This window comes from Hydrogenivirga okinawensis (assembly GCF_055385515.1).
In genome coordinates this window covers 1,119,145-1,139,453 of sequence record NZ_AP042386.1, presented here as the reverse complement: position 1 = coordinate 1,139,453, position 20,309 = coordinate 1,119,145, and the positions used below count along the sequence as shown (strand labels likewise).

Below are 20,309 nucleotides of genomic sequence, written 5' to 3'. Positions count from 1 at the left end.
TTCATATCCCCCTTGCCTTCCAGTTAACTGGAAGGTTTATATTCATGGACATGAAAGGCTTCAGAAGAAAGGTCGTAAGCTTCTTGGCGCTGTTCACTTCGACGGGAACGCTCCTGTGCTGTGCTCTGCCTGCACTGATCGCCGCGGTTGCCGGAGGTTCCGCAGTCGTGTCGCTTATAACCGCCTTCCCGTGGCTCGTTCCCCTTTCCCGTTACAAGCTGTGGATATTCCTCCTGGCGGGTGCTCTCCTGATACTGAACGCTTACCTAATGTACAGACCGAGGAGTAGATTAGCTTGCAGTATAGCCGGGGAAGGCTGTGAGACGGCGAGCTCCTTCTCGAGGTTTATGTTCTGGACCTCCCTGATCATATACTCTGTAGGTTTCTTCTTCGCCTACCTCGCCGTTCCATTCCTGAGGTGGTTAAAGGTATGAGAAGGTTAATTCCCCTGCTGGTGCTTCCCTACATCTCCTACGCCCACGAGCCTATATTCGGTTTGGGACCGGGGACGATATTCAAGGGAGGTGTGGGTATAGAGTTCGAGTACGAAAAGGTTAAGGAGGAGGGTTTGGCGACCGAAGTTCTCTACGGCGTAACCGAGGACCTTTCCTTTACCGCGAGGTCTGTGAACGGCAACAGGGATATGAGGGAGGCCGGTTTTAGGCTGAAGTATAGAGTGTGGAAGCGGTACGACGTCGGTCAAATCGATGCCCTTTCCCTAATAGGCGGGACGATCTTCGATATGGAGGAAGACAGGCTGTATCCTTTGGGAGGGCTGGCTATCGGCAGGGAGTCTCGAAGGTGGTACTTCTTCGCGGATATGAGAGCTTCAAGGAAGTTCTTTATTGACGGAGCAGTTGGCATAAGACCTTGGCTAATGGAATATCTCAAACCTGACCTCGTCCTTCTCTCCGAGCTGAACTACGAACAGAAGGGGAGTGTTCGGGTCCTATTTACCTCTCCCGCTTTTTTCTTCACCTACAGAAACATCGCGCTGAAGGGAGGGATGCAGATACCTACATACAGGAGCGACGAAGCCAAGAGAAGGGATGTAAAAGAGAGAGCTTCCTTATCCTTTGAGGTTCACTTTTAGGAGGTTAGGATTATGCTGAGAGCGCTTCTGGTGTTGTTCCTTCTCATAAACCTCTCCCTTGGTAAGGATATACTCTTGAAGGTGGACGGTCTGGCGTGCGCCTTCTGCGCTTGGGGTCTTGAGAAGAAGCTAAAAAAACTTGAAGGGGTTGAAAGGGTGAATATCAGTCTAAATAAAGGGACAGTGCTTATCCAGTTCAAGGAGGGAGTGGAGGTCGAGGAGGAGGTTCTGAAGAGGATAGTAAAGGAGTCCGGATTTAAACTAAGGGAGATAAAGTATTTGGAGTAAGGAGGTGATGCTATGGGTGTAGCCTTGATGCTCATATTCCTTGTCAGCCTGTCCTTCGGAGTTCCGAAGCTCGTTCCACCCGAGTGGCTCAGGGAGAGACTGGGAGATGAGAACCTCGTTATATTGGAGTTCTCCGATTCTCAGAGCTACCTTGTGGAAGGACACATACCCGGAGCGAGGTTGACGGAGAAGGAGGACTGGAGAATTATGGACGAGAAAACCGGTGCTCTGGTAAAGAAGCCTCTAAGGGAGTACGAGAAACTCTTTAGGAAGTGGGGGATAAACAACGACTCGGAGGTAATCCTCTACTACAAGGGAAACAAGATAAACGAGATACTCGGGGCGGTTTACGCCTACTGGATATTCCATCTGCTCGGGCATGAAAAGGTGGGCATCCTCGATGGGGGTTGGGTCTCGTGGGTATCGAGAAATTACCCCGTAAGCTACGAAGAGTCTGAGGTAAAGCCCGGCAATTTTAAAGTGAACTACAATCCTTACAAGGAGATAGGCTGGAAGTACCTTCTTGAGAACATAGGGAAGAAGCCCATAATAGACGGGAGACCGGCCGGCCACTACTTCGGAATATCCAAGTTTCCAGCAGCGAAGAGATACGGACACGTTCCCTGCTCGGTTCCCTTCCCATGGGAGTGGTGGGTTCATAAAGACGACAAGACGGGCAAGTACTTTATAGAGTATCCTGACTACACAAGTGACTTTTTGAAGAACCTCGGCATAGGGAAGAACGACGAAGTTCTGCTATTCTGCTTCGGAGGGACAGGCGCAGCTTTCGTTTACATGGTTATGGATATAGCGGGATACACCGGAGGAAGGGTTTACGACGCCTCCAAAAGGGAGTGGGAGTACTTAGACCTTCCCCTTAACAGGTTCGTGTGGGAGACCTTCAGGGACTGTAGACCTCCTAAACGTTGATCTTAAAGATCTTCTTAACCGGATCGAGCCTTAGCGCTTCTCCCAGAAAGATGAACTCTCGCTCCAGCTTTCCAAAGTCGAGCTCGGGATAACTCTTCTGGAGCTCTGAAAGCTTGAGCCTCCATCTTCCGAAGAATCTTTCCTTTATCCTGTCCACGAAGGGGGCTATCTCCTGCTTCCAGATAAAGGAAAGTGGATTTTCCCAGTCTTTTCTGCATATCTCCCTATCCGGAAACAACGTCAGACGGCAGAGGAGAGGTCTCACCTCGTAGACGGCGCAGGACAGATCCGAAAGGTTCAGGAAAGGACAGGGGACCTCGTTCATGTGCAGACCACCTATTAAACCGAGCTTCTCCACGTCGAGATTACTTTCCGAAGCGGGGGATCTGAGATCGTAGCCTACACTGCTTGCCTCTTCCCTGTATCTCTTTCCGTAGTCCCTTAGCCTTGAGGCTATCTCCTTCCTCACCTTTAGAGGGAGTTTGTTCAGAAAGTTAACTAAGGCTAAAGCCTCTATCCTCGGCACCCAGAGGGTAACTCCATAACAGCAGTAGGCACATCCCTTACCACAGTCTATCCTGAGATCGGATACGCTCTCCCTAATAAGAGCTTCCGCTAAAGAAAACCTCCTTTCGGCGTACTCTACCTCCCGGGAGCCTTTTAAGAACCCCATCCGAAGAGAGTTTACCTCCACTATTCAGCAGGGGACATGAAAAAATAACTTAAGGGGCGGAAATTCTCTTCTCATAAGGGCAAACCACGTCAGGTTAGAGGGAAACATCCCCCTTCAAGACTCCGATCCTTCCTTTTTCATCTTGCCTCCGCACCCTCCAGGACCTGCACAGCTCATCTCCTTATTCTTCTTCTTGGTCTTCTCCTTTTCCTCCTTCTTCATTCCGGCGCAGGTTGCCTCCTTGTTCTTCTCCGTCTGGGTTCCACCCTTCATCCCGGCACACTTACCCTCTCCGGCTATTGCCTGGGACGCATCTCCAGCCCCGAGCCCTAAGATAACAGCCGAACCTAAAAGGCTCATAAGTTTTTGCTTCTTGTCCATGGCTCACCTCCTTACAGTATGAGTTTAGGATCTTTTGTTTCCCTTTCTGTAATTTACATCACTTTACCTGCCTGAAGAACTGGTAAGTTATACCTATGGACGGGCCGAATCTTCCCCAAGGCTTTGGTCTCGGTCTCAGGTACTCCTTCGCGGAGGAGGTTCTTGAGAGAGAGGAGGCCCCCTCCTGGTTCGAGATAGCCCCCGAGAACTGGATGGGGAGGGGAGGCTTTTTTAGGAAAACTTTATCCAGCATAAGGGAGCGTTTTCCCATCGTCTGTCACGGACTCTCCCTCTCTATAGGCTCCCCCGATGAACTCAATCTCCAGTTTCTAAGGAAGTTAAGGGAGTTCCTCGAGGAGTTCGAGATAGAGGCTTACTCTGAACATCTTAGCTTCTCCTCCTTGGGAGGCTTTTATCTCCACGACCTCTTCCCCCTCCCCTTCACCGAAGAGATGGTGAAGCACGTTTCCCGCAAGGTGAAGGAGGTGAGCGAGATCTTGGAAAGACCTCTGATACTCGAAAACATCTCCTACTACTACACGCCTTTGAAGGACATGGAGGAGTGGGAGTTTATAAACTCAGTTCTCGAGGAGAGCGGAGCCTACCTTCTGCTCGATGTGAACAACGTCTACGTGAACTCGGTGAACCACGGCTACAATCCCTACAATTTTATCGGAAGACTTAAGCTCGACAGGATAGCCTACGTCCACATCGCGGGGCACGAGAGGTTCGAGAGGATACTGATAGACACCCACGGTACAGAAGTTATGGAGGGGGTCGTTAGATTGCTGGGATTCACTATCCGGAGAACTGGAAGTGTCCCTGTACTTTTAGAGAGGGACAACAACATACCGCCTTACGAGGAACTCCTGAGGGAACTCAAAACCTTGGAGGGTTCTCTCTATGAAGTCGGAGCTTGAGGCTATGAAAAAGCTATTCAACGTTGCGTGGGGCAGGGTGGGAACTGATAACGATAGACTTGCCGTATACTCGGAGCTCGTTTACAACAGGTTCGAAGACTTCGTAAGGACCTCTTTCCCCCTGTTTACCTCCTTTGTTGAGGATGATCTCGGAGGGATCCTAAAGGAGTTCGTGCGGAGAGAACACCGCTCCCCTTTCCTGATAGACGTCGGAGGAGAGTTCTTGGACTTCTTCGTATCTCTCAAACATCCCGTGAAGGAGAGATATCCCTTCCTTGAGGAACTCCTCCTTTTAGAGTGGCTCGAGATAGAGGTCTTCAACGCACCTGACGATAGAGCCTCTGAAGGCTTCTTCTGGGAAGAGAGTTACAGGCTGTCTTCAACGGCGAGATTGCTCGAGCTCAAGTATCCGGTTCACAGGAGTGAGAGCCTGTCAGCGGAAGAGATCGGTAAGGCTGAAGGAAGGTACTACCTCCTCTTTTATAGAGGGAAGGATGACGAGGTCAGAAACGTAGAGCTAACGGAATTTGTCTTTTCCTTTCTGACGGACGTCGCGAAGGGAGAGCCTCCCTTAGAGGTCCTCAAGAACAAGGATCTGGGGGAAGAGGCCGAGGAAGTAAGGTCTTATCTCGACAGGTTCATGAAGGAACTCGTGGAGCTGAAAGTTATCGTTAAAAGGTAGGGAGCGGGAGCCGAGATAGATAATTATGAAGATCGAAGGACAGTATGTATCCCTCACCGCAAAGGCGGCCTCTTTGGAACTGAACATCAGCAGAGAGGCGGTGCGCTTTCTCAAGGAGGAAAGATCAGGAAGCTCCTTCAGCGTGATCCCGCTCAGGTTAGGATCCACATCCGTTGAGATGGAAGAGGTAAGAGATCCCGAGGAGGAGATAGTTAAGAGGTTGCTCGAGCTTATAACGGGCAGGGAAGTAAGATCTCTATCCCTCAAGGAGATCACGGATACAAAGTTACCGCAGGTTGAGGAGCCGAAGTTCGGTGCTCAGTACAGCAGGGAGGAGATTTCTGCGAAGGTAAACGAACTCAGATTTTACGCCTACGGGGAGGTGAGGACTGGTGATGGGAGGAGGATAGAGTTTCAGGTCGAACTCAACCTCTTTAACCTTGGACTGCGGGTAGAGAAGGAGATCGCTCGTTTCGGGAGCCTCGCTTTCGTCGATCCTCTGATTATAAACCTCGACGGTTCGCCGGATCTGCTCTCTTCTTCGGAGTTCGAGTTCGATCTCGAGGGTGACGGTAACAAAGAGAGGATACCTTACCTCGCCAAGGGGAAGGGCTTCATCTTCTTCGATCGAAACGGTAACGGAAGTGTAGACGGAGGTGAGATCGTGGGTGTCAGAACTGGAGACGCCTTCGCCGAGCTGAGAGATCTCGATGAGGACGGCAACGAGTGGATAGATGAAGGGGACGGTGCCTTTGAGAAGCTTAAGGTTTGGATAAAGAACGCGCAGGAGGATAGGGTCCTGACCTTGTCTCAGGTCGGTGTGGGAGCTCTATACACGGGCGATGTGGAGGAGTTCTTCAACCTCGGGAACAGAGCTATCGTAAGGAACTTGGGGATCTTTCTCACTGAGAGGGGCACCGCAGGGGTTCTCACGAAGCTCGACTTTGTGGTCTGAACTTAGTCGTACCTCTGATCACTCCTGACCTTAATAACCGTGTGAACGTTTCCCCTCGGGTTGAAGTCTCCTATAACCTCTAAGAAACGAGGTTTTAAGGTTTCGTAAAGGGCGGTGTATATCTCGTTGGTCGCCTGCTCGTGGGAGATGTACCTGTTCCTGAACTTGTTGAGCCATAGCTTGAGGGATTTGAGCTCGACTATGTACCTGTCGGGTATGTATCGTATCTTTATGGTCGCGTAATCGGGGTATCCAGACCTCGGGCAGAGACAGGAAAATTCGGGGAAGGTTATCTCGATCATGTAGTCCCTTTCGGGGGTCGGATTCTCCCACGGCTCTAACTCCGCCTGCTCTATAGCTATCTCTCCGTACTTCTTTTCCCTTACCTCTTCCATGTGATTAAATATAGTTCAAAAAAGGGAGGCTCGGATGAGGTTGGGAATAGTTGTTTACAGTAATGACCCGGAGACAGTATGGAACGCCTTCAGGTTCGGTGTCTTCTCCTTGGCTCAGGGGGACGAGGTTAAGCTCTTCCTTCTCGGGAAAGGTGTTGAGAGCCTTGGGATAGATAACGAAGAGTTCAACGTTCAGGAGCAGATGAAACTTTTCAAGGAGAACGGAGGGGAGGTTGTTGCCTGCGGAGTGTGCTTGGAGGTGAGGAACTCTAAGGAGAAAGCCACCTGCCCCGTAGGTTCCATGAACGATCTATACGAGCTCGTAAGCTGGGCGGATAAGGTAATCAGCTTTTAACTCTTGCCTTCCAGCTAACTGGAAGGTTTATATTCTCATCTATGGTCCTGGTTGAGCTCTTAGAGTCAAACTTCTGTCCCAAATGTGCGGTGGTTAAGGATAGGGTTATAAAGGTAGCGAGAGAGTTCGGTGCTGAGGTAAAGATGCTCGATCCTATAGAGGACGCAGACAGAATAACGAAGCTCGGTATTTTAACTTCCCCGGCGGTGGTGATAAACGGAAAGGTGAAGTTCGCCGGTGTTATACCTACGGAGGAAAAGATCAGAAGAGCCATAGAGGAGGAGCTAACTTGAATCCCGTATACATAGTTCCGCTACTCGGAGCCCTGTCCTTCTTTACTCCCTGTATGTGGAACATAAATCTACTGTTCAGAGCCTACGTGAAAAAGGGAAGTATCGCAGAGATACCTCTTCTCTTTCTATCACGCTTCCTTCTCTTCAATCTTATCGCTTTCCTCTTCTATGTTCTCTCGAATAGGTTTACCCCATCCGTAGAGACGCTCCTGATCGTTCAGGGCGTAGTCGCGAGTATATTCATTCTCGGCTTTCCTCTCATGAGAAGGTTCGGGGTAGCGCCCTTTGATCTCTCTCCTCAGTTCTTCTTTCCAGAGAGAAGGTTCCCTCCCGGTGTAGGTCTGGGTATCAGCCTTCCCTACTGCAGCTTCCCCTTCATAGCCCTCCTCGCCTTTTACTCCCTTTATTTCAAGAGTCCCTTTCTGATATTCAATCTGTACGCCCTCTTCGTCACCCTCCCCACACTGATCCTCATACTTCTGCCGGAGAGAGCTCTTAAAGTTCTCACCTCCCTAATACCGGCGGTTTCAGCCCTTACAGGCTTCTCGCTTTTACTCGCGATGGGTCTCTTTATTGACTTTAAAGGACTCAGTCTCTTCGTGTCCTCTCTTCTTCAGGAAAAACCTCCCTTCCTTTTTCTTATGTTAATACTCTTCGTTTTGGGTTTCTTTACAAGCCTCGGTCCCTCGACCCTTCCTTTCCTGCCGGTCGTCTTCGGAATACTTGTAACAAAGCACAAATCTAAAAGGGATATAACCCTGAGCGTGGTCGGTTTCTCCGTTGCCTTCCTCTTCACCCATGCCCTTGTCGGGGGCGTTGCCTCTGCCGGCGCTGTTGTTCTCTCGGAGATATTCAGAGCCGATATATTCAATCTTCTACTCGCTATTTTACTCCTCTTGGTCGCCCTAAATCTTCTCAACGTTCTTCCCTTCTCCCTTCAGGTAGCTAAGCTAAATCCAGTCAAGGGTGCGGGTTCAAGCAGCTTCCTTCTTGGAGTGGCCTACACTTTCTCCCTCTGTCCATCCTGCACCTCTCTGCTCCTCGGAGCTGTTGTACTGAGCGCCTCAACGGGGAGCTTAATCGACTCGGTTTTCCTCATGGGCGTGTACGCCATCGGCAGAGCGTTTCCCGTCTTCCTTTCAGGTATGGTCGTAAGCTACCTATCAGGCTTTCTTAAAGCCTACTACGTTCACGTAAATAAATTAGTCGGGATAGTCTTCCTGATACTCTCGGGTTACTTCCTCAAAAACTTCCTGGAGGTGGTACTGTGAAGAGAAGGGATTTTCTCCTCGGAACTGTGGGGTTCCTTACCATGCTCGTTCCTGTCGGAGCATCTCAGGATGAGGTGATCAAACTTCTCTTCCCTGTTACCTTCAGGGACAGAGGGAGGTGGAAAAAGGTCTTTTTGAGAATAAGGGGAGCTATAAACCTCTGGGGAGCGGGTGTGGATATAGAGGTGGTGGCTTACGACGAGGGGATAGTCTTCCTCGACAGGTTCGAAAACGGGGAGTTCGAGGAGAGGATAGAGAACCTCATGCTTTACGGTGTTAAGTTCAGGGCCTGCCGGGTTGCCATGAACATGTTCGAAGTCTCGGAGGAGGCTCTCTTCGAGGGTGTGGAGGTCGTCAGATCTGGCTTCGAGCACCACGTCTTGAAAGTCATAGAGGGGTACATACCTATATACCTATGAGGATAGGTGAACTCGCCGAGAGGCTTGGACTGAACCCTAAGACCTTAAGATACTGGGAGGAGATCGGTCTCCTTCCACCACCCCAGAGAAATGAATCAGGTTATAGGGTTTACACGGAGGAACACCTTAAACTCTGTAAGTTCATACTCAAAGCCAAGGCGGTCGGTTTCAAGCTCGAAGAGATAAAGGAAATTATCTCTCTGAAGTTCTCGGGAAGGATACCCTGCGCGTGCGTTGAGGAGAAAATAAGGGAAAAAATCCGTGAGATAGAAAGCTTGATCGATGAGCTCAACTCTCAAAAGAAACTTCTCGAGGATATTTTAAAGGAGAGGCGGGAGATCCCCGCCTCTGTGTGTCCAATTATCGAGTCTATAGGGTGAACTTCATAGTCCTTTCGTTCCACGTTGCGAATATAAGCCACGCTAAAGCGAAGATAAGGAATATGACGAGAGCCCAGCCGAGTCCAGCAGCGTCGGGGAGGAAGAGCCTTATTCCCGTTGCGTTCGTCGCTCCGAGCTTCTCGTAGATGCTGGAGAAGGTACTCAATATAGCGGGCTCTATCTTCCTGTAGACGAAGGCAAAGATGGACCCCCCCAAGGCGTAAAAGAGTATGGCGGTCATGTTCTTGAGAGATCCCTCTCCTGCTCTCCACATACTTCCCACTGAGCATCCACCCGCGAGGGTCATACCTATGCCAAATATGAACCCCCCTATCAGGGAGCCGATCGGGAAGGAGGGAGCCACCATCATAGCCTTTATGGAGGGAGGTGCGGTCATCTCTATGGAGAGTATATCCTTAACATCGGGGATCTCTAAAACGTTGGTAAGGGGGGAAAACTTGACCACAGCACCGAAAACGGCGGCAATTATCAGAGCGAGAGCGGCAGCCCTCGTCATATTGCCCTCACCGGTCATAAAGGGTTCTCTGAAGGCTCTCACAAAGCAGAACCTCGTCCGGTGGTTGACTATTCCCAGTATCACACCGAAGAAGAGGAGTGAACCGGCAGCTACTTTTACCGATCCGAGGCCGAGAGCGGGCGCGTAGGTGGAAACTGGTTTGTCGAGAGTCGCTATCAGAAGAATAGTTATTACGAGGAGTATAACGCCGAGGGTGACCTTCAGGTTCATGGGAAGGTCTATAGCTCGACCTGCTGAGCCCCATCCCCTCATCAGAAGCCACATATATATTCTGAGTCCAACGTAGGCACCGAGACCGAGACCGATCATCATCGTTATTCCGGAGGCGGAGAGAGCTCCGAAACCAACGAGGAAAGCCCCTATGGTGCATCCGAAGGCTAAGAAGGCTCCTATTCCCATCAGGGTCCCACCGAAGGCTCCTAAGATAAACTCCTTAAAGCTCGGTATATTTATCCTGAAGTCTCCGCCGAGGAGGGCGGAGATGAGAGCTCCGAGGATAAAAGCCCAGTTTATCAGGGCGGTGAACTGCCATATTGGACTCTGCACCTCTGCGTCGGGATAGAGAATGGGCTTGAGGATGTTGTCTCCCCATATTATTATCCCGTTAGTGACAGCCCAAGGGGATCCCCAGACGAACATAAGTACGACGATAAAGCCCATCGCTATTCCGCCCACCCATGCGGGCCACTGACTTTGGAACACAGAGATGTATATTTCCCTAATGGTCTCCAGAAGCTCGCTACGTCTCTCTGCCTTCTCGGTTACCCCTTCCATCTTCTCTCCTCCTTCAGAGTTACCCGATTATATTAGTTCACTCCCTCTTATCGAAGCAAAAGAAACTCTTATAACCCTATAAATCTTTTGGATCGGGACATATATTTGTCCCTTGAGCTAAGAAAATATTAGCCATAAAGGCTCAGATTTTTGCCCAAAACCTCTTGACACCGGTTCAGGAAGTTAATATAATTTTTACCGAAATAAAAACGGAAGGAGGTAGGAAGATGGCAAAGCTGAAGCCCCTTTACGATAAGATCGTGGTGAGGAGGTTCGAAGAGCAAGAGCAGAAGACCCCTTCGGGGATAATCATTCCCGATACTGCCAAGGAAAAGCCCCAGATGGGTGAGGTGATAGCTGTTGGAGAGGGGAAACTCCTCAACAACGGAGAACTCAAGCCCCTTAAGGTGAAAGAGGGAGACGTTGTTCTCTTCAACAAGTATGCAGGAACTGAGGTCGAGCTTGACGGCGAGAAGTACCTGATAATGTCCGAGGACGAGGTCTTAGCCATAGTTGAGGACGCAAAAGTTACCGCTTAATAAAACCTAAGGAGGAGGTGTGAAAGATGGCAGCAAAGGGAATTATCTATAGCGAAGAGGCGAGAGCTAAGCTCAAGGCAGGTGTCGACAAGCTCGCTAACGCCGTTAAGGTTACCCTCGGTCCCAGAGGTAGGGAGGTCATCTTAGGTAAGAACTGGGGGACACCTGTCGTTACTAAGGACGGTGTAACCGTCGCCAAGGAGATTGAACTCAAGGACAACTACGAGAACATAGGTGCCCAGCTCGTCAAGGAGGTCGCCTCCAAGACGGCGGACGTGGCAGGTGACGGAACGACCACCGCTACCATACTTGCTCAGTCTATATTCCACGAGGGACTCAAGGCGATAGCCTCTGGCGCCAACCCCATGGACATCAAGAGGGGAATAGACAAGGCTGTTAAGAGGGTAGTTGAGGAGGTCAAGAACCTCTCGGTGGACGTCAAGGGAAGAACCGAGATCGAGCAGGTAGCTACCATATCCGCCAACAACGATCCTGAGATAGGTAAGATCATCGCGGACGCCATGGAGGCCGTCGGAAAGGACGGGGTCATCACCGTTGAGGAGTCCAAGTCCGCTGAGACCACCCTCGAGACCGTTCAGGGGATGCAGTTCGACAGAGGATACCTATCTCCCTACTTCATAACCGATCCCGATAAGATGCAGTGCGTCCTCGAAGAGCCTTACATACTCATCTACGAGAAGAAGATCTCTAACGTTAAGGATCTGCTCCCCGTCCTCGAGCAGGTGGTAAGGGCAGGGAAGCCCCTACTCGTGATAGCTGAGGATGTTGAAGGTGAGGCTCTCGCAACCCTCGTCGTGAACCACATCAAGGGTGTTCTCAGGGCATGTGCGGTTAAGGCTCCAGGATTCGGTCAGAGGAGAAAGGACTACCTCCAGGACATCGCCATACTCACCGGCGGAACAGCGATAATGGAGGATCTCGGAATCAAGCTCGAGTCCGTAACCCTCGACATGCTCGGCAGAGCGGATAAGGTAGTGGTGGACAAGGAGACCACCACCATAGTCGGTGGAAAGGGTAAGGAGGAGGACATAAAGGCGAGGATCGAGCAGATCAAGAAGCAGATTCAGGAGACTACCTCCGACTACGACAGGGAGAAGCTCCAGGAGAGACTTGCCAAACTCTCCGGAGGTGTAGCGGTCATAAGGGTAGGAGCCGCCACCGAGGCTGAACTCAAGGAGAAGAAGGCGAGGGTTGAGGACGCCGTCCACGCGACCAAGGCTGCGGTAGAGGAAGGAATAGTCCCCGGAGGTGGAGTTGCGCTCGTGAGAGCATCCGAGGTACTTGAGAACTTCGAGGTGGACAACGAGGATCAGAAGCTCGGAGTAGAGATAGTCAAGAAGGCTTGCAGAACACCTCTCAGGCAGATAGCCTACAACGCAGGATTCGAGGGATTCGTCGTCCTTGAGAAGGTGATCGAGCTCGGCAAGGAGAAGGGTAAGAACTGGGGATTTGACGCCGCAAGCGGTGAATACGTCGACATGATGGAGAAGGGAATCATAGACCCGACCAAGGTTGTCAGAACCGCCATAGAGAACGCAGCATCGGTAGCTGGAACGATGCTGACCGCCGAAGCCCTGATAGCGGATCTTCCCGAAGACAAGAAGCAGAAGGACATGACACCTACCGACATGCCCGAGCTCGACTGATCCCATTTACGGGAAAAATCTACTCAAGGGGGCGGTTCGCCCCCTTTTTTTATTGCTTATAGAAATATTAAAAATTTCTTATAACACGGAAAACAAAAGCCGTTTTATAATTTTCAAAACCGATGAAAACCGAGAATTTACCGATACACGTAGGCTTTCCTTTCCCCAACTGGTTCAAGGACTATTCCAAAGACGCTTTTATAAGGGACCTCATAGCAGGTATTACGGTGGCTGCGGTTTACGTCCCCCAGGCGATGGCTTACGCCCTTCTCGCCGGAATGCCGCCGATAACGGGTCTCTATACGGCCTTCATAGCCACGATAGTGGCCGCTCTCTTCGGAAGCTCGAGGTTTCTCGGAACGGGTCCCGTTGCAATGACCTGTCTTCTCTCCGCGTCGGTACTTTACGGACTCCACCTTCAGCCCCAGACGGACGAATGGGTAGCCTACATGGGTCTCTTGGCTCTCATGGTGGGTATCGTGAGAATATTGGTAGGGTTCTTTAAACTCGGCTTCGTGGTGGATCTAATTTCCAACAGCGTCGTCATTGGATTTACCGCCGCAGGTGCTATGGTTATAGCTCTCTCTCAGTTCAAGCACCTTTTTGGCTTCCCGGTTGTGAATACGACCCATATATTTACCGTTATATCCGACATAGTTCAGAAACTCCATCTGACAAATCCCTATACCTTCGTCATAGGTGTGGGGGCCTACCTGATAATCTGGGGTGCGAGGAAGATAAGCCCTTACCTGCCGGGAGCTTTAATAGCCGTTGCGATAACCTCGATCATCACCTACCTTCTTAAACTCGAAGAGAAAGGCGTTGCGATAGTCGGTAAGGTTCCTCAGGGTCTTCCCGATCCTACCGTTCCACCGATAGATTTTCAGGCGATGAGCCAGATGTGGGGAGGTGCTCTGGTTGTTGCCTTCTTCGGTTTGATAGAGGCGGTTGCTATTGCTAAGACCTTGGCTATAAGAACCGGGGACAGATGGGATCCCAATCAGGAACTCATCGGTCAGGGGCTTGCTAACGTGGCAGTTTCGTTCTTTAAAGGTTTTCCCGCGGGAGGTTCCTTCTCGAGATCTTCCCTTAACTTTGCCCTTGGAGCTAAGTCTCCCTTGGCGAGCATAATAACGGGATCCCTTGTGGGCGTTACGCTCTTTCTCCTTGCACCGGCGTTTTATTATCTCCCTAAGGCTACCCTCGCTGCTGTAGTTCTCTCTGCAGTAATAAATCTCATAAGGCCTCAAGATATCCTAAGGCTTTACAGAATAAACAAGATAGACGGAATGGTGGCGGGGCTGACCTTTGTATCCGTCTTCTTTATGGATCTCTGGGTCGCCATAACCTTGGGTGTGATCTTATCCCTCGGTAGCTTTGTTTACAGAACGATGTATCCGAGGATAGTTATCCTTTCAAGGGATCCAGAGTCGAAGACCTTCGTGAACGCCGAGAAGAGAGGGCTCCCTGAGTGCCCTCAGATACTCTACATAAGACCGAACATGTCCATCTACTTCGGTAACGCCCAGTACGTCTACGATTACATCCTTGATAAGGCGAAGGAGAGGCTACGGAAAGGACCTCTTAAGTTCGTCCTAATAGATATGGAGGCGGTGAACTACACCGATGCCACGGGCTCGGAGACGATCATAAGACTGATAAAGGCTTTGAGAAACATAGGTGTGGAGGCATCCTTCGCCAACATAGGTTGTGACGTTTATCCACTCTTAGAGAACGCTGGCTTTGACAAGGTGGTCAAGCACGAGCTCGTCTTCGATTCAAAAGGGCAGTCCATAATCGAGCTCTTCAAAAGGATAGATCACGACTACTGCAGGGACGGCTGTCCCTACGTGATCTTCCAGGAGTGCCTGACTGTTAAGGAGAAGAAGTTAGAGGAGAAGAAAACCGCCTGACTCAACAGGTTTTACACCAGCTTTCGAGGGAGACTTGAAGCGCATTTTAAGATAAAATCCTCCTTTAGTGGTAAAGAAGCTCTTCCCGTTTACTCTGTGGTTGAAAGGCTACAGTAGAGAGACATGTATACGTGACCTCGTTGCTGGATTGACCTCCGCCGTCATTTTGGTCCCCCAGTCCATGGCCTACGCCATGCTGGCCGGTCTGCCCCCCGTCGTGGGGCTCTACGCCTCAGCCTTCGCTCCTGCGATAGCAGCCCTCTGGGGAAGCTCTCCCCAGCTCCAGACCGGACCGGTCGCCATAGTGAGTCTCCTAGTGTTTACTTCCCTCATGCCCTTAGCGGAGCCGGAGTCCCCTCAGTTTGTGCAGCTTGCAGCACTGTTGGCCTTTCTCGTGGGTATATTCCAGCTCGCTTTAGGGATATTCAGGTTCGGATTTATTATGAACTTCGTTTCCCACGCCGTCGTGGTGGGTTTCTCAAACGCGGCGGCTATCATAATAGCCTCAACACAGGTTCCTCACCTTTTAGGTATAGAGATAGAAAAGCATGAGTTTGTCTTCAAGAATTTCCTTGAGATAATAAACAGCCTGGAGGGTCTACATTTCCAAACCACAGTTGTAGGTATTCTGGCAACCCTCTTCATTCTCCTTTCCAAAAGGATACATCCCCTCTTTCCTGGTGCTTTAGTCGTGGTGGTGGTATCTACCCTCGCGTCCTACTACATGAACCTCGAGGATGCCGGTGTGAAGGTGGTGGGGAACATACCTTCGGGTCTGCCGAGTCCGGCACCTCCTAACCTGGACCTCGATCTCGTAGACGAGCTCTTTGGACAGGCGATAGTCATAGCGGTTATAGGCTTTATGGAAGCCTACGCCATAGCGAAGACGATGGCAGCCCAGACGAAACACAAGCTTGACGTTGATCAGGAGCTCATAGGACAGGGGCTCTCCAATCTGATAAACTCCTTTTTCAGGGGCTATCCTGTAAGCGGTTCCTTTTCAAGGAGTGCTGTAAACTTCCTCGCAGGGGCGAAGACCGGGCTCTCGGGCGTCTTCACCAGCCTATTCGTGATCTTTACCCTGTTCTTCCTTGCTCCCTTACTTTACAACCTTCCTAAGGCGGTCTTAGCCTCGGTGGTTATAGTCGCCGTTCTAGGTCTGGTAAAGCCAAGAGCTTTTTTGGAACTTTACAGGACGAACCCTCAGGACGGTGTGGTCGCCGGCGTCACCTTCGTGTCCGCCTTTATAATGAAACCCGACTACGCCATATTCATAGGTATACTTATCTCGCTCATCCTCTTCCTCTGGAGGAGTACCCATCCCAGGGTGGTGGTTCTGACACGGGACTCGAAGACCAGGACCTTTGTAAACGCGAGCCTCTTTGGACTTCCGAGTTGTCCCCAAATTATATTCGTTAGACCTGACGCTTCCCTTTACTTTGCCAACGTTGAGCACATAATGGAGGAGATAGATTATCTGTTAAAGAGGCACAGGGATTCCATCAGGTTCCTCGTAATAGACGCCGAAGCTATCAATTATATAGATGCAACCGCCATAGATGTCTTGAAGGAGTATGTAGAAGAGGAAGAGAGGAAGGGTGTAAAGCTCTACTTTGTTAACCTGAAGACTCCCGTAAGGCTGGTTCTGGAGAGGGCAGGACTTTTCAGGCTTGTGGGCGAGGACAGGGTATTTCCATCGAAGGGTGCTGCCGTTTCAAAACTCTTTGGTATGATCGATCACGACTACTGCCGGATTGAGTGCCCCTACGCAGTCTTTGATGAGTGCTACGACGTCAAGGAGTTCATCAGGCTGAAACCTGCCGACAGGGAACTTGTGAGGAAGCTCTACCTTATACTCAGCTCGAGGGAGGACATAAAAGTCTTTATAGGTAACGGCGACAGAACCCTGCTTATAGTTTACAACAGGCACACCTTTGAGTTTGACTCCGAGGACTTCCTGATGGACGACAAGGGTAGGCTCTACATAACACCCACCAAGGTCGTAACGGTAGATGGGAGATTCCTCACCTTCGGTCAGCTATGCAGGAGGCTCGGTTTAAACCTCCTTAACGGGAATCCTGTGCTCGGTAGCTCTTACGAGGAGGCCTCCGAAAACCTGGTCAGGTTGATAAAGTCCGCTTACGAAGAGGACTGAAGCCTCTCCCTGAACCATTCGACGGTTTCCCTCAGCCCCTCCCTGACGGGAGTCCTTGGCTCCCAGCTCATAATCTCCTTCGCCTTGGTTATATCAGGTTTCCTTCTGTCCGGATCGTCGACCGGCCGATCCTTGAAGACTATGGGAGAGGAACTCCCCGTTATCTCTACTATCAGCTTTGCAAGTTCGAGGATCGTGTACTCTTCCGGATTTCCGAGATTAAATACCTCCCCCGATAGGTTCTCGTAGGTGGCAAGTCTATAAATACCTTCAACGAGATCGTCTATGTAGCAGAAGCTCCTCGTCTGGGATCCGTCCCCGTAAACCGTTATAGGTTTTCCAGTGAGAGCCTGGGTTATGAAGTTGGGAACGACTCTGCCGTCGTTCATCCTCATTCTCGGTCCGTAGGTGTTGAATATCCTCGCTATCCTGACGTCTAATCCGTGTTCCCTGTGGTAAGCCATCGTGAGGGCTTCGGAGAACCTCTTAGCCTCGTCGTAAACGCTTCTGGGTCCTATCGGGTTAACGTTTCCCCAGTAGGTCTCCGGTTGAGGATGGACTGTAGGGTTTCCGTACACTTCGGAGGTGGAGGCGAAGACGTAACGAGCAGACTTTAACTTTGCAAGACCGAGGGTGTGTAACGTTCCGAGGGAGTCTACCTTCATCGTGTGTATGGGATGGTTCAGGTAGTCCACAGGGGAGGCAGGACAGGCGAAGTGGAGGATAAGGTCGAGTTCTCCTTCAACGTATATATAGTTAGTAACGTCGTACTTTATAAAGGTGAACTCTGGATTTTTAAATAGGTGGGCTATGTTATCAGGGCTTCCCGTGAGGAAGTTATCCATTCCGATAACTTCGTGCCCTTCCTTGAGGAACCTCTCGCAAAGATGGGATCCGATAAAGCCGGCAGCTCCCGTTATAAGAACTCGCATTGAGAGAATATTTTAAAGGCAAAGCAACAGGCTACGTGTATATACATCCTTCGGAGGAACTTCTCACGAACTCTTCCAGCTTCTCGGGGTTCATACCACTCAGGGACACATCTGCATCGGGGTGTCCGTAGAGGTTGCAGAGGGTTACTATCTTCGTATCGGTGTGTTTCTTCAGGAGTCTTATCACGAAGTCCGTCCTGTAGCAGTGGACGCCGATCATGAGAGTAAGGTCGTGCTTTCCATGAAGTATGGATATGTGAGGGTTTGGGGGGTCCACCTCCCGTGCGGGGTCAAAGTTCTTATTCTTGGGTCTGTAGTCGGGTAGGACGTGGACGTTCAGCTTAGGAAAGAGCTCCTTTAGCTTCCTGACCAGATCCGCCTTTCTTCTACTTTCCTCACTCCAGTTCCAGAGAACAAGGGGACCTACTATTATCGTGGGTCTCTCTGCTTCCCTCAGGAGCTTTACAGCCTCTTCTAAAGCCTCATCGTAGCTTACCTTCTCCCCGTTTATGAAACCTACGCTCTTGTCCTTTTCCTTGACTATAGGAAGCCGTGTCCTGTCCTCCTCAGGACCTGAGACCGCCTTGGGTATCTTGTAGTACTCAGGGATGAACTCCCTTAGAGCCTCGGCAGGCTTGGGTCTTTCCTTTTTCTGCTTTCCGTTGTGTTCCTCCACCTTCTCCTTTATGGATAGGATCCTCTCCGAATCCTCTACGAAGAGGTCGAGTTCCACCTGAAACTCTCCGTGGTAAGCCTTCTCCTCCTCCTCGACTCCGAGGTCGTAGCAGGTCGTTCCCACTATGTCTATCAGAACTCCGTTAGCTCCCCAGTCTTTCGCCTTCCTGAAGATCTCGTATCTCTTCTCGTAAAACTCGTAACAGCAATGTCCTATGTAGGTGTATCCGTTCTCCGCACACCACTGGAGGGTATCCCTGAGCATCTCGAAGCTCGTTATGGTTATGGGTATCATCCCCCTCTCGTAGGCCATCCGGTATAAATCTCCTACGGTGCACCCTCCGCACTCACCGCAATCGTCGGTGTGTCTGTAGTCGCACCAGGCGGGTTTGGCGCAGTAAGGGAGGAGCATCACCTTAGCCTTCTTGATGTTCTCCTTCAGCGGTCCTCCGATGGATCCGATTATCTTATTCAGCTCTTTTTTTTTAATCCCTAAATCCTCCGCCTCGAGCTTTCTCAGAGGGAACATAACCGCTTCCACGAAGTCATCGACCTTGAGGTTTACACTCTCGAAATCCCTGCTCTCGAAGAACTCCTTAATCCTTCTCTCCACGTCCTGAAGGGGGGTGTGCTTTAAATAGGCTTCCAAATCGTATATGAGCTTTTTGGGATTTATAAATAAATCCCCGTTTATGACCACCTGCTCTAAGATCTTTCTCTCGGTGTCTACCTTTGCAGAAACTCTGAAGGTCCCTCCGGGGCACCTATATATCCCGAAGAGCAGCTCCGAGCTCTCGGGGGCGCGTTTGATCTGGTATATCCACTCCTCGCTCCTGAAGTAGTTCCTCTTCTCCTCAAGGAGACGCTCCTCCTCCTCCGTAAGCTCTCCCCACTGGGCATCTATACCAAATTCCTCTTTAAAGGCTTCTATGAAGGCGCTGAATATCTCCTCCTTATCGGGTATCCTTCCAAGCTCCCTCTTGAGCCACGTTACCCTGTCCTCCGCAGCCTTTATACCTTTGGAGGTGAGCTTCTCTACCGGTATCTGGAGGGACTTGAGCATCCTCTCCACGTTGAAGTCCACGAGAACCGTTCCCTGATAGAGGAAGGCGTTCCCCTCAAAGACACCTCCCGTTCCAGAGATCTTCTTCCCTTCCACCTCTATGTCGTTCCTCGGTCTGAATTCGGCGTTGACTCCGAGCTTCTGGAGAGCCTTCGCTGCGGCTCTGCATATCCTCGCGGTTATCTCCTCGTAGCTCGCTCCTCCAAAATCCTCCCTGCTCGCTATGATCTCCCACCCTATCTGACTCTCATCAAAGTAGATCGCTCCACCTCCCGTTATCCTCCTCCCCACCTCTATGCCTTCCCTCGTTGTATACTCTTCCCTTACCTCCTGCTCAACAGCCTGATGGTAGCCTATTAAAACGCACTCGGGCTTGAACTGAAGGAACCTTATGGTGTTGGGAATCTTTCCCTCCGCTCTGAGCTCAAGCATTATCTGATCAAGGGCAATATTTTCGCTCTGAGGTCTCTGACCTGTATATACAACTCTCCACATCTTTCCTTCCTCCGTAAGGGCAATTATACAAGCATATATTTAATAAGCATGGTGATCAAGGTCATCCTGATTGGAACAATAGGTGTCCTTCTCTCCTGCTCTACTCTCGTTGATAAGAGGAAGGCAGATTCCTGCACCGTGGTGGATGATCCTGCTGGAAAACACGGAACGCTCAGAGTAGGTTGTCCCGAACTCAGCTTCACCATACTCTACGACAACACTCCCGACGGCAGGGATCCTTTGATACTTGAAATCACAGGTGTCGAGGCGAAGAGGATCTCTGGGAAGAGAACATATCCTTACAGGAAGGAGACGGGCGACTACGAGCTTCTCTCCGGATGGGCTTACGAAGAGGAGTGGAGGGTTGGAGACTTTAAACTGAAGGCTTTAGAGTACTTCGTGAACGGAGGAACCGGATGTTACGAAGAGGAGGAAGTAGCTAAGATAGATCTTTACCTCAGAGAAGAGAGGATAACGCTCCTCGATTTCTACGAGGAAGAGACCGACTGCGGAGGAAATTGAG

General features: G+C 50.6%; 23 protein-coding genes. 17 read left to right on the top strand and 6 right to left on the bottom strand.

What is annotated here, in order from left to right; all coding sequences use genetic code 11:
• The first annotated feature begins 44 nt into the window (after positions 1-44).
• From ACZ483_RS06570 to ACZ483_RS06555, 4 genes are read left to right on the top strand one after another with little or no spacing between them, the layout of a single operon-like run.
• Positions 45-434, top strand: coding sequence for a hypothetical protein (locus ACZ483_RS06570; protein WP_464323392.1), 390 nt, complete (start codon positions 45-47; stop codon positions 432-434).
• On the top strand, positions 431-1,093 hold the full coding sequence (locus ACZ483_RS06565) for a hypothetical protein (protein WP_464323391.1): 663 nt from the start codon (positions 431-433) through the stop codon (positions 1,091-1,093). The genes ACZ483_RS06570 and ACZ483_RS06565 overlap by 4 nt, the downstream gene beginning before the upstream one ends.
• 12 nt (positions 1,094-1,105) lie before the next feature.
• Positions 1,106-1,381: a heavy-metal-associated domain-containing protein gene (locus ACZ483_RS06560; protein WP_464323390.1), complete on the top strand. Its 276-nt coding sequence runs from the start codon at positions 1,106-1,108 to the stop codon at positions 1,379-1,381.
• Between the two features lie 12 nt (positions 1,382-1,393).
• Positions 1,394-2,311 (top strand): sulfurtransferase, encoded by a 918-nt coding sequence (locus ACZ483_RS06555; RefSeq protein ID WP_464323389.1) that lies wholly within the window; start codon positions 1,394-1,396, stop codon positions 2,309-2,311.
• Here ACZ483_RS06555 and ACZ483_RS06550 read toward each other — a convergent pair.
• Together ACZ483_RS06550 and ACZ483_RS06545 are read right to left on the bottom strand one after the other, a co-directional pair.
• A complete protein-coding gene (locus ACZ483_RS06550; RefSeq protein WP_464323388.1) occupies positions 2,301-2,984 on the bottom strand; it encodes a YkgJ family cysteine cluster protein in 684 nt (227 codons plus the stop codon). The genes ACZ483_RS06555 and ACZ483_RS06550 overlap by 11 nt on opposite strands.
• 114 nt (positions 2,985-3,098) lie before the next feature.
• Positions 3,099-3,365, bottom strand: a complete 267-nt coding sequence (locus tag ACZ483_RS06545) for a hypothetical protein (protein WP_464323387.1) — start codon at positions 3,363-3,365, stop codon at positions 3,099-3,101.
• A gap of 95 nt (positions 3,366-3,460) precedes the next feature.
• Between ACZ483_RS06545 and ACZ483_RS06540 the strand changes: the two genes are divergently transcribed.
• The 3 genes from ACZ483_RS06540 to ACZ483_RS06530 are packed head-to-tail and all read left to right on the top strand — an operon-like array spanning position 3,461 to position 5,922.
• Positions 3,461-4,285: an MbnB/TglH/ChrH family RiPP precursor modification enzyme gene (locus ACZ483_RS06540; protein WP_464323386.1), complete on the top strand. Its 825-nt coding sequence runs from the start codon at positions 3,461-3,463 to the stop codon at positions 4,283-4,285.
• Positions 4,269-4,967, top strand: a complete 699-nt coding sequence (locus ACZ483_RS06535; RefSeq protein WP_464323385.1) for an HvfC/BufC family peptide modification chaperone — start codon at positions 4,269-4,271, stop codon at positions 4,965-4,967. The genes ACZ483_RS06540 and ACZ483_RS06535 overlap by 17 nt, the downstream gene beginning before the upstream one ends.
• A gap of 25 nt (positions 4,968-4,992) precedes the next feature.
• Complete coding sequence (locus tag ACZ483_RS06530; RefSeq protein ID WP_464323384.1) at positions 4,993-5,922, top strand: hypothetical protein; 930 nt, start codon at positions 4,993-4,995, stop codon at positions 5,920-5,922.
• Positions 5,923-5,924: 2 nt separating this feature from the next.
• Here the strand turns inward: ACZ483_RS06530 and queF are convergent, their stop codons facing one another.
• Positions 5,925-6,317 carry a preQ(1) synthase gene (gene queF, locus ACZ483_RS06525; RefSeq protein WP_464323383.1) on the bottom strand — a complete coding sequence of 131 codons (393 nt, stop codon included), beginning with the start codon at positions 6,315-6,317 and terminating at the stop codon, positions 5,925-5,927.
• 34 nt (positions 6,318-6,351) lie between these two features.
• Here queF and ACZ483_RS06520 point away from each other — a divergent pair, with 34 nt between their 5' ends.
• Genes ACZ483_RS06520 through ACZ483_RS06500 form a run of 5 tightly spaced genes read left to right on the top strand, consistent with a single transcriptional unit; the run spans position 6,352 to position 9,035 of the window.
• Complete coding sequence (locus ACZ483_RS06520; RefSeq protein WP_464323382.1) at positions 6,352-6,672, top strand: DsrE family protein; 321 nt, start codon at positions 6,352-6,354, stop codon at positions 6,670-6,672.
• A 41-nt stretch (positions 6,673-6,713) separates the two neighbouring features.
• Positions 6,714-6,965 carry a thioredoxin family protein gene (locus ACZ483_RS06515; RefSeq protein ID WP_464323381.1) on the top strand — a complete coding sequence of 84 codons (252 nt, stop codon included), beginning with the start codon at positions 6,714-6,716 and terminating at the stop codon, positions 6,963-6,965.
• Positions 6,962-8,236, top strand: a complete 1,275-nt coding sequence (locus ACZ483_RS06510) for a cytochrome c biogenesis CcdA family protein (RefSeq protein WP_464323380.1) — start codon at positions 6,962-6,964, stop codon at positions 8,234-8,236. Before ACZ483_RS06515 ends, ACZ483_RS06510 begins: the two co-directional genes overlap by 4 nt.
• On the top strand, positions 8,233-8,655 hold the full coding sequence (locus tag ACZ483_RS06505) for a DsrE family protein (protein WP_464323379.1): 423 nt from the start codon (positions 8,233-8,235) through the stop codon (positions 8,653-8,655). Before ACZ483_RS06510 ends, ACZ483_RS06505 begins: the two co-directional genes overlap by 4 nt.
• Entirely contained in the window at positions 8,652-9,035 is a 384-nt protein-coding gene (locus ACZ483_RS06500; RefSeq protein WP_464323378.1) for a heavy metal-responsive transcriptional regulator, read from the top strand. Before ACZ483_RS06505 ends, ACZ483_RS06500 begins: the two co-directional genes overlap by 4 nt.
• Here ACZ483_RS06500 and ACZ483_RS06495 read toward each other — a convergent pair.
• On the bottom strand, positions 9,025-10,347 hold the full coding sequence (locus ACZ483_RS06495; protein ID WP_464323377.1) for a YeeE/YedE thiosulfate transporter family protein: 1,323 nt from the start codon (positions 10,345-10,347) through the stop codon (positions 9,025-9,027). The two genes, ACZ483_RS06500 and ACZ483_RS06495, sit on opposite strands and share 11 nt — an antisense overlap.
• 227 nt (positions 10,348-10,574) lie before the next feature.
• Between ACZ483_RS06495 and groES the strand changes: the two genes are divergently transcribed.
• The 4 genes from groES (at position 10,575) to ACZ483_RS06475 (ending at position 16,621) form a co-directional block, all read left to right on the top strand.
• Positions 10,575-10,886, top strand: a complete 312-nt coding sequence (groES, locus tag ACZ483_RS06490) for a co-chaperone GroES (protein WP_464323376.1) — start codon at positions 10,575-10,577, stop codon at positions 10,884-10,886.
• A gap of 26 nt (positions 10,887-10,912) precedes the next feature.
• Entirely contained in the window at positions 10,913-12,553 is a 1,641-nt protein-coding gene (gene groL / locus ACZ483_RS06485) for a chaperonin GroEL (protein ID WP_464323375.1), read from the top strand.
• Positions 12,554-12,675: 122 nt separating this feature from the next.
• A complete protein-coding gene (locus ACZ483_RS06480; protein ID WP_464323374.1) occupies positions 12,676-14,466 on the top strand; it encodes a SulP family inorganic anion transporter in 1,791 nt (596 codons plus the stop codon).
• Positions 14,467-14,533: 67 nt separating this feature from the next.
• Positions 14,534-16,621, top strand: a complete 2,088-nt coding sequence (locus ACZ483_RS06475; RefSeq protein WP_464323373.1) for a SulP family inorganic anion transporter — start codon at positions 14,534-14,536, stop codon at positions 16,619-16,621.
• Here the strand turns inward: ACZ483_RS06475 and ACZ483_RS06470 are convergent.
• On the bottom strand, positions 16,606-17,553 hold the full coding sequence (locus ACZ483_RS06470; RefSeq protein WP_464323372.1) for a UDP-glucuronic acid decarboxylase family protein: 948 nt from the start codon (positions 17,551-17,553) through the stop codon (positions 16,606-16,608). The genes ACZ483_RS06475 and ACZ483_RS06470 overlap by 16 nt on opposite strands.
• 31 nt (positions 17,554-17,584) lie before the next feature.
• Complete coding sequence (locus ACZ483_RS06465; RefSeq protein ID WP_464323371.1) at positions 17,585-19,786, bottom strand: carbon monoxide dehydrogenase beta subunit family protein; 2,202 nt, start codon at positions 19,784-19,786, stop codon at positions 17,585-17,587.
• 48 nt (positions 19,787-19,834) lie between these two features.
• Here ACZ483_RS06465 and ACZ483_RS06460 point away from each other — a divergent pair, with 48 nt between their 5' ends.
• Positions 19,835-20,308: a hypothetical protein gene (locus ACZ483_RS06460; protein WP_464323370.1), complete on the top strand. Its 474-nt coding sequence runs from the start codon at positions 19,835-19,837 to the stop codon at positions 20,306-20,308.
• The last annotated feature ends 1 nt before the right edge of the window (position 20,309 follow it).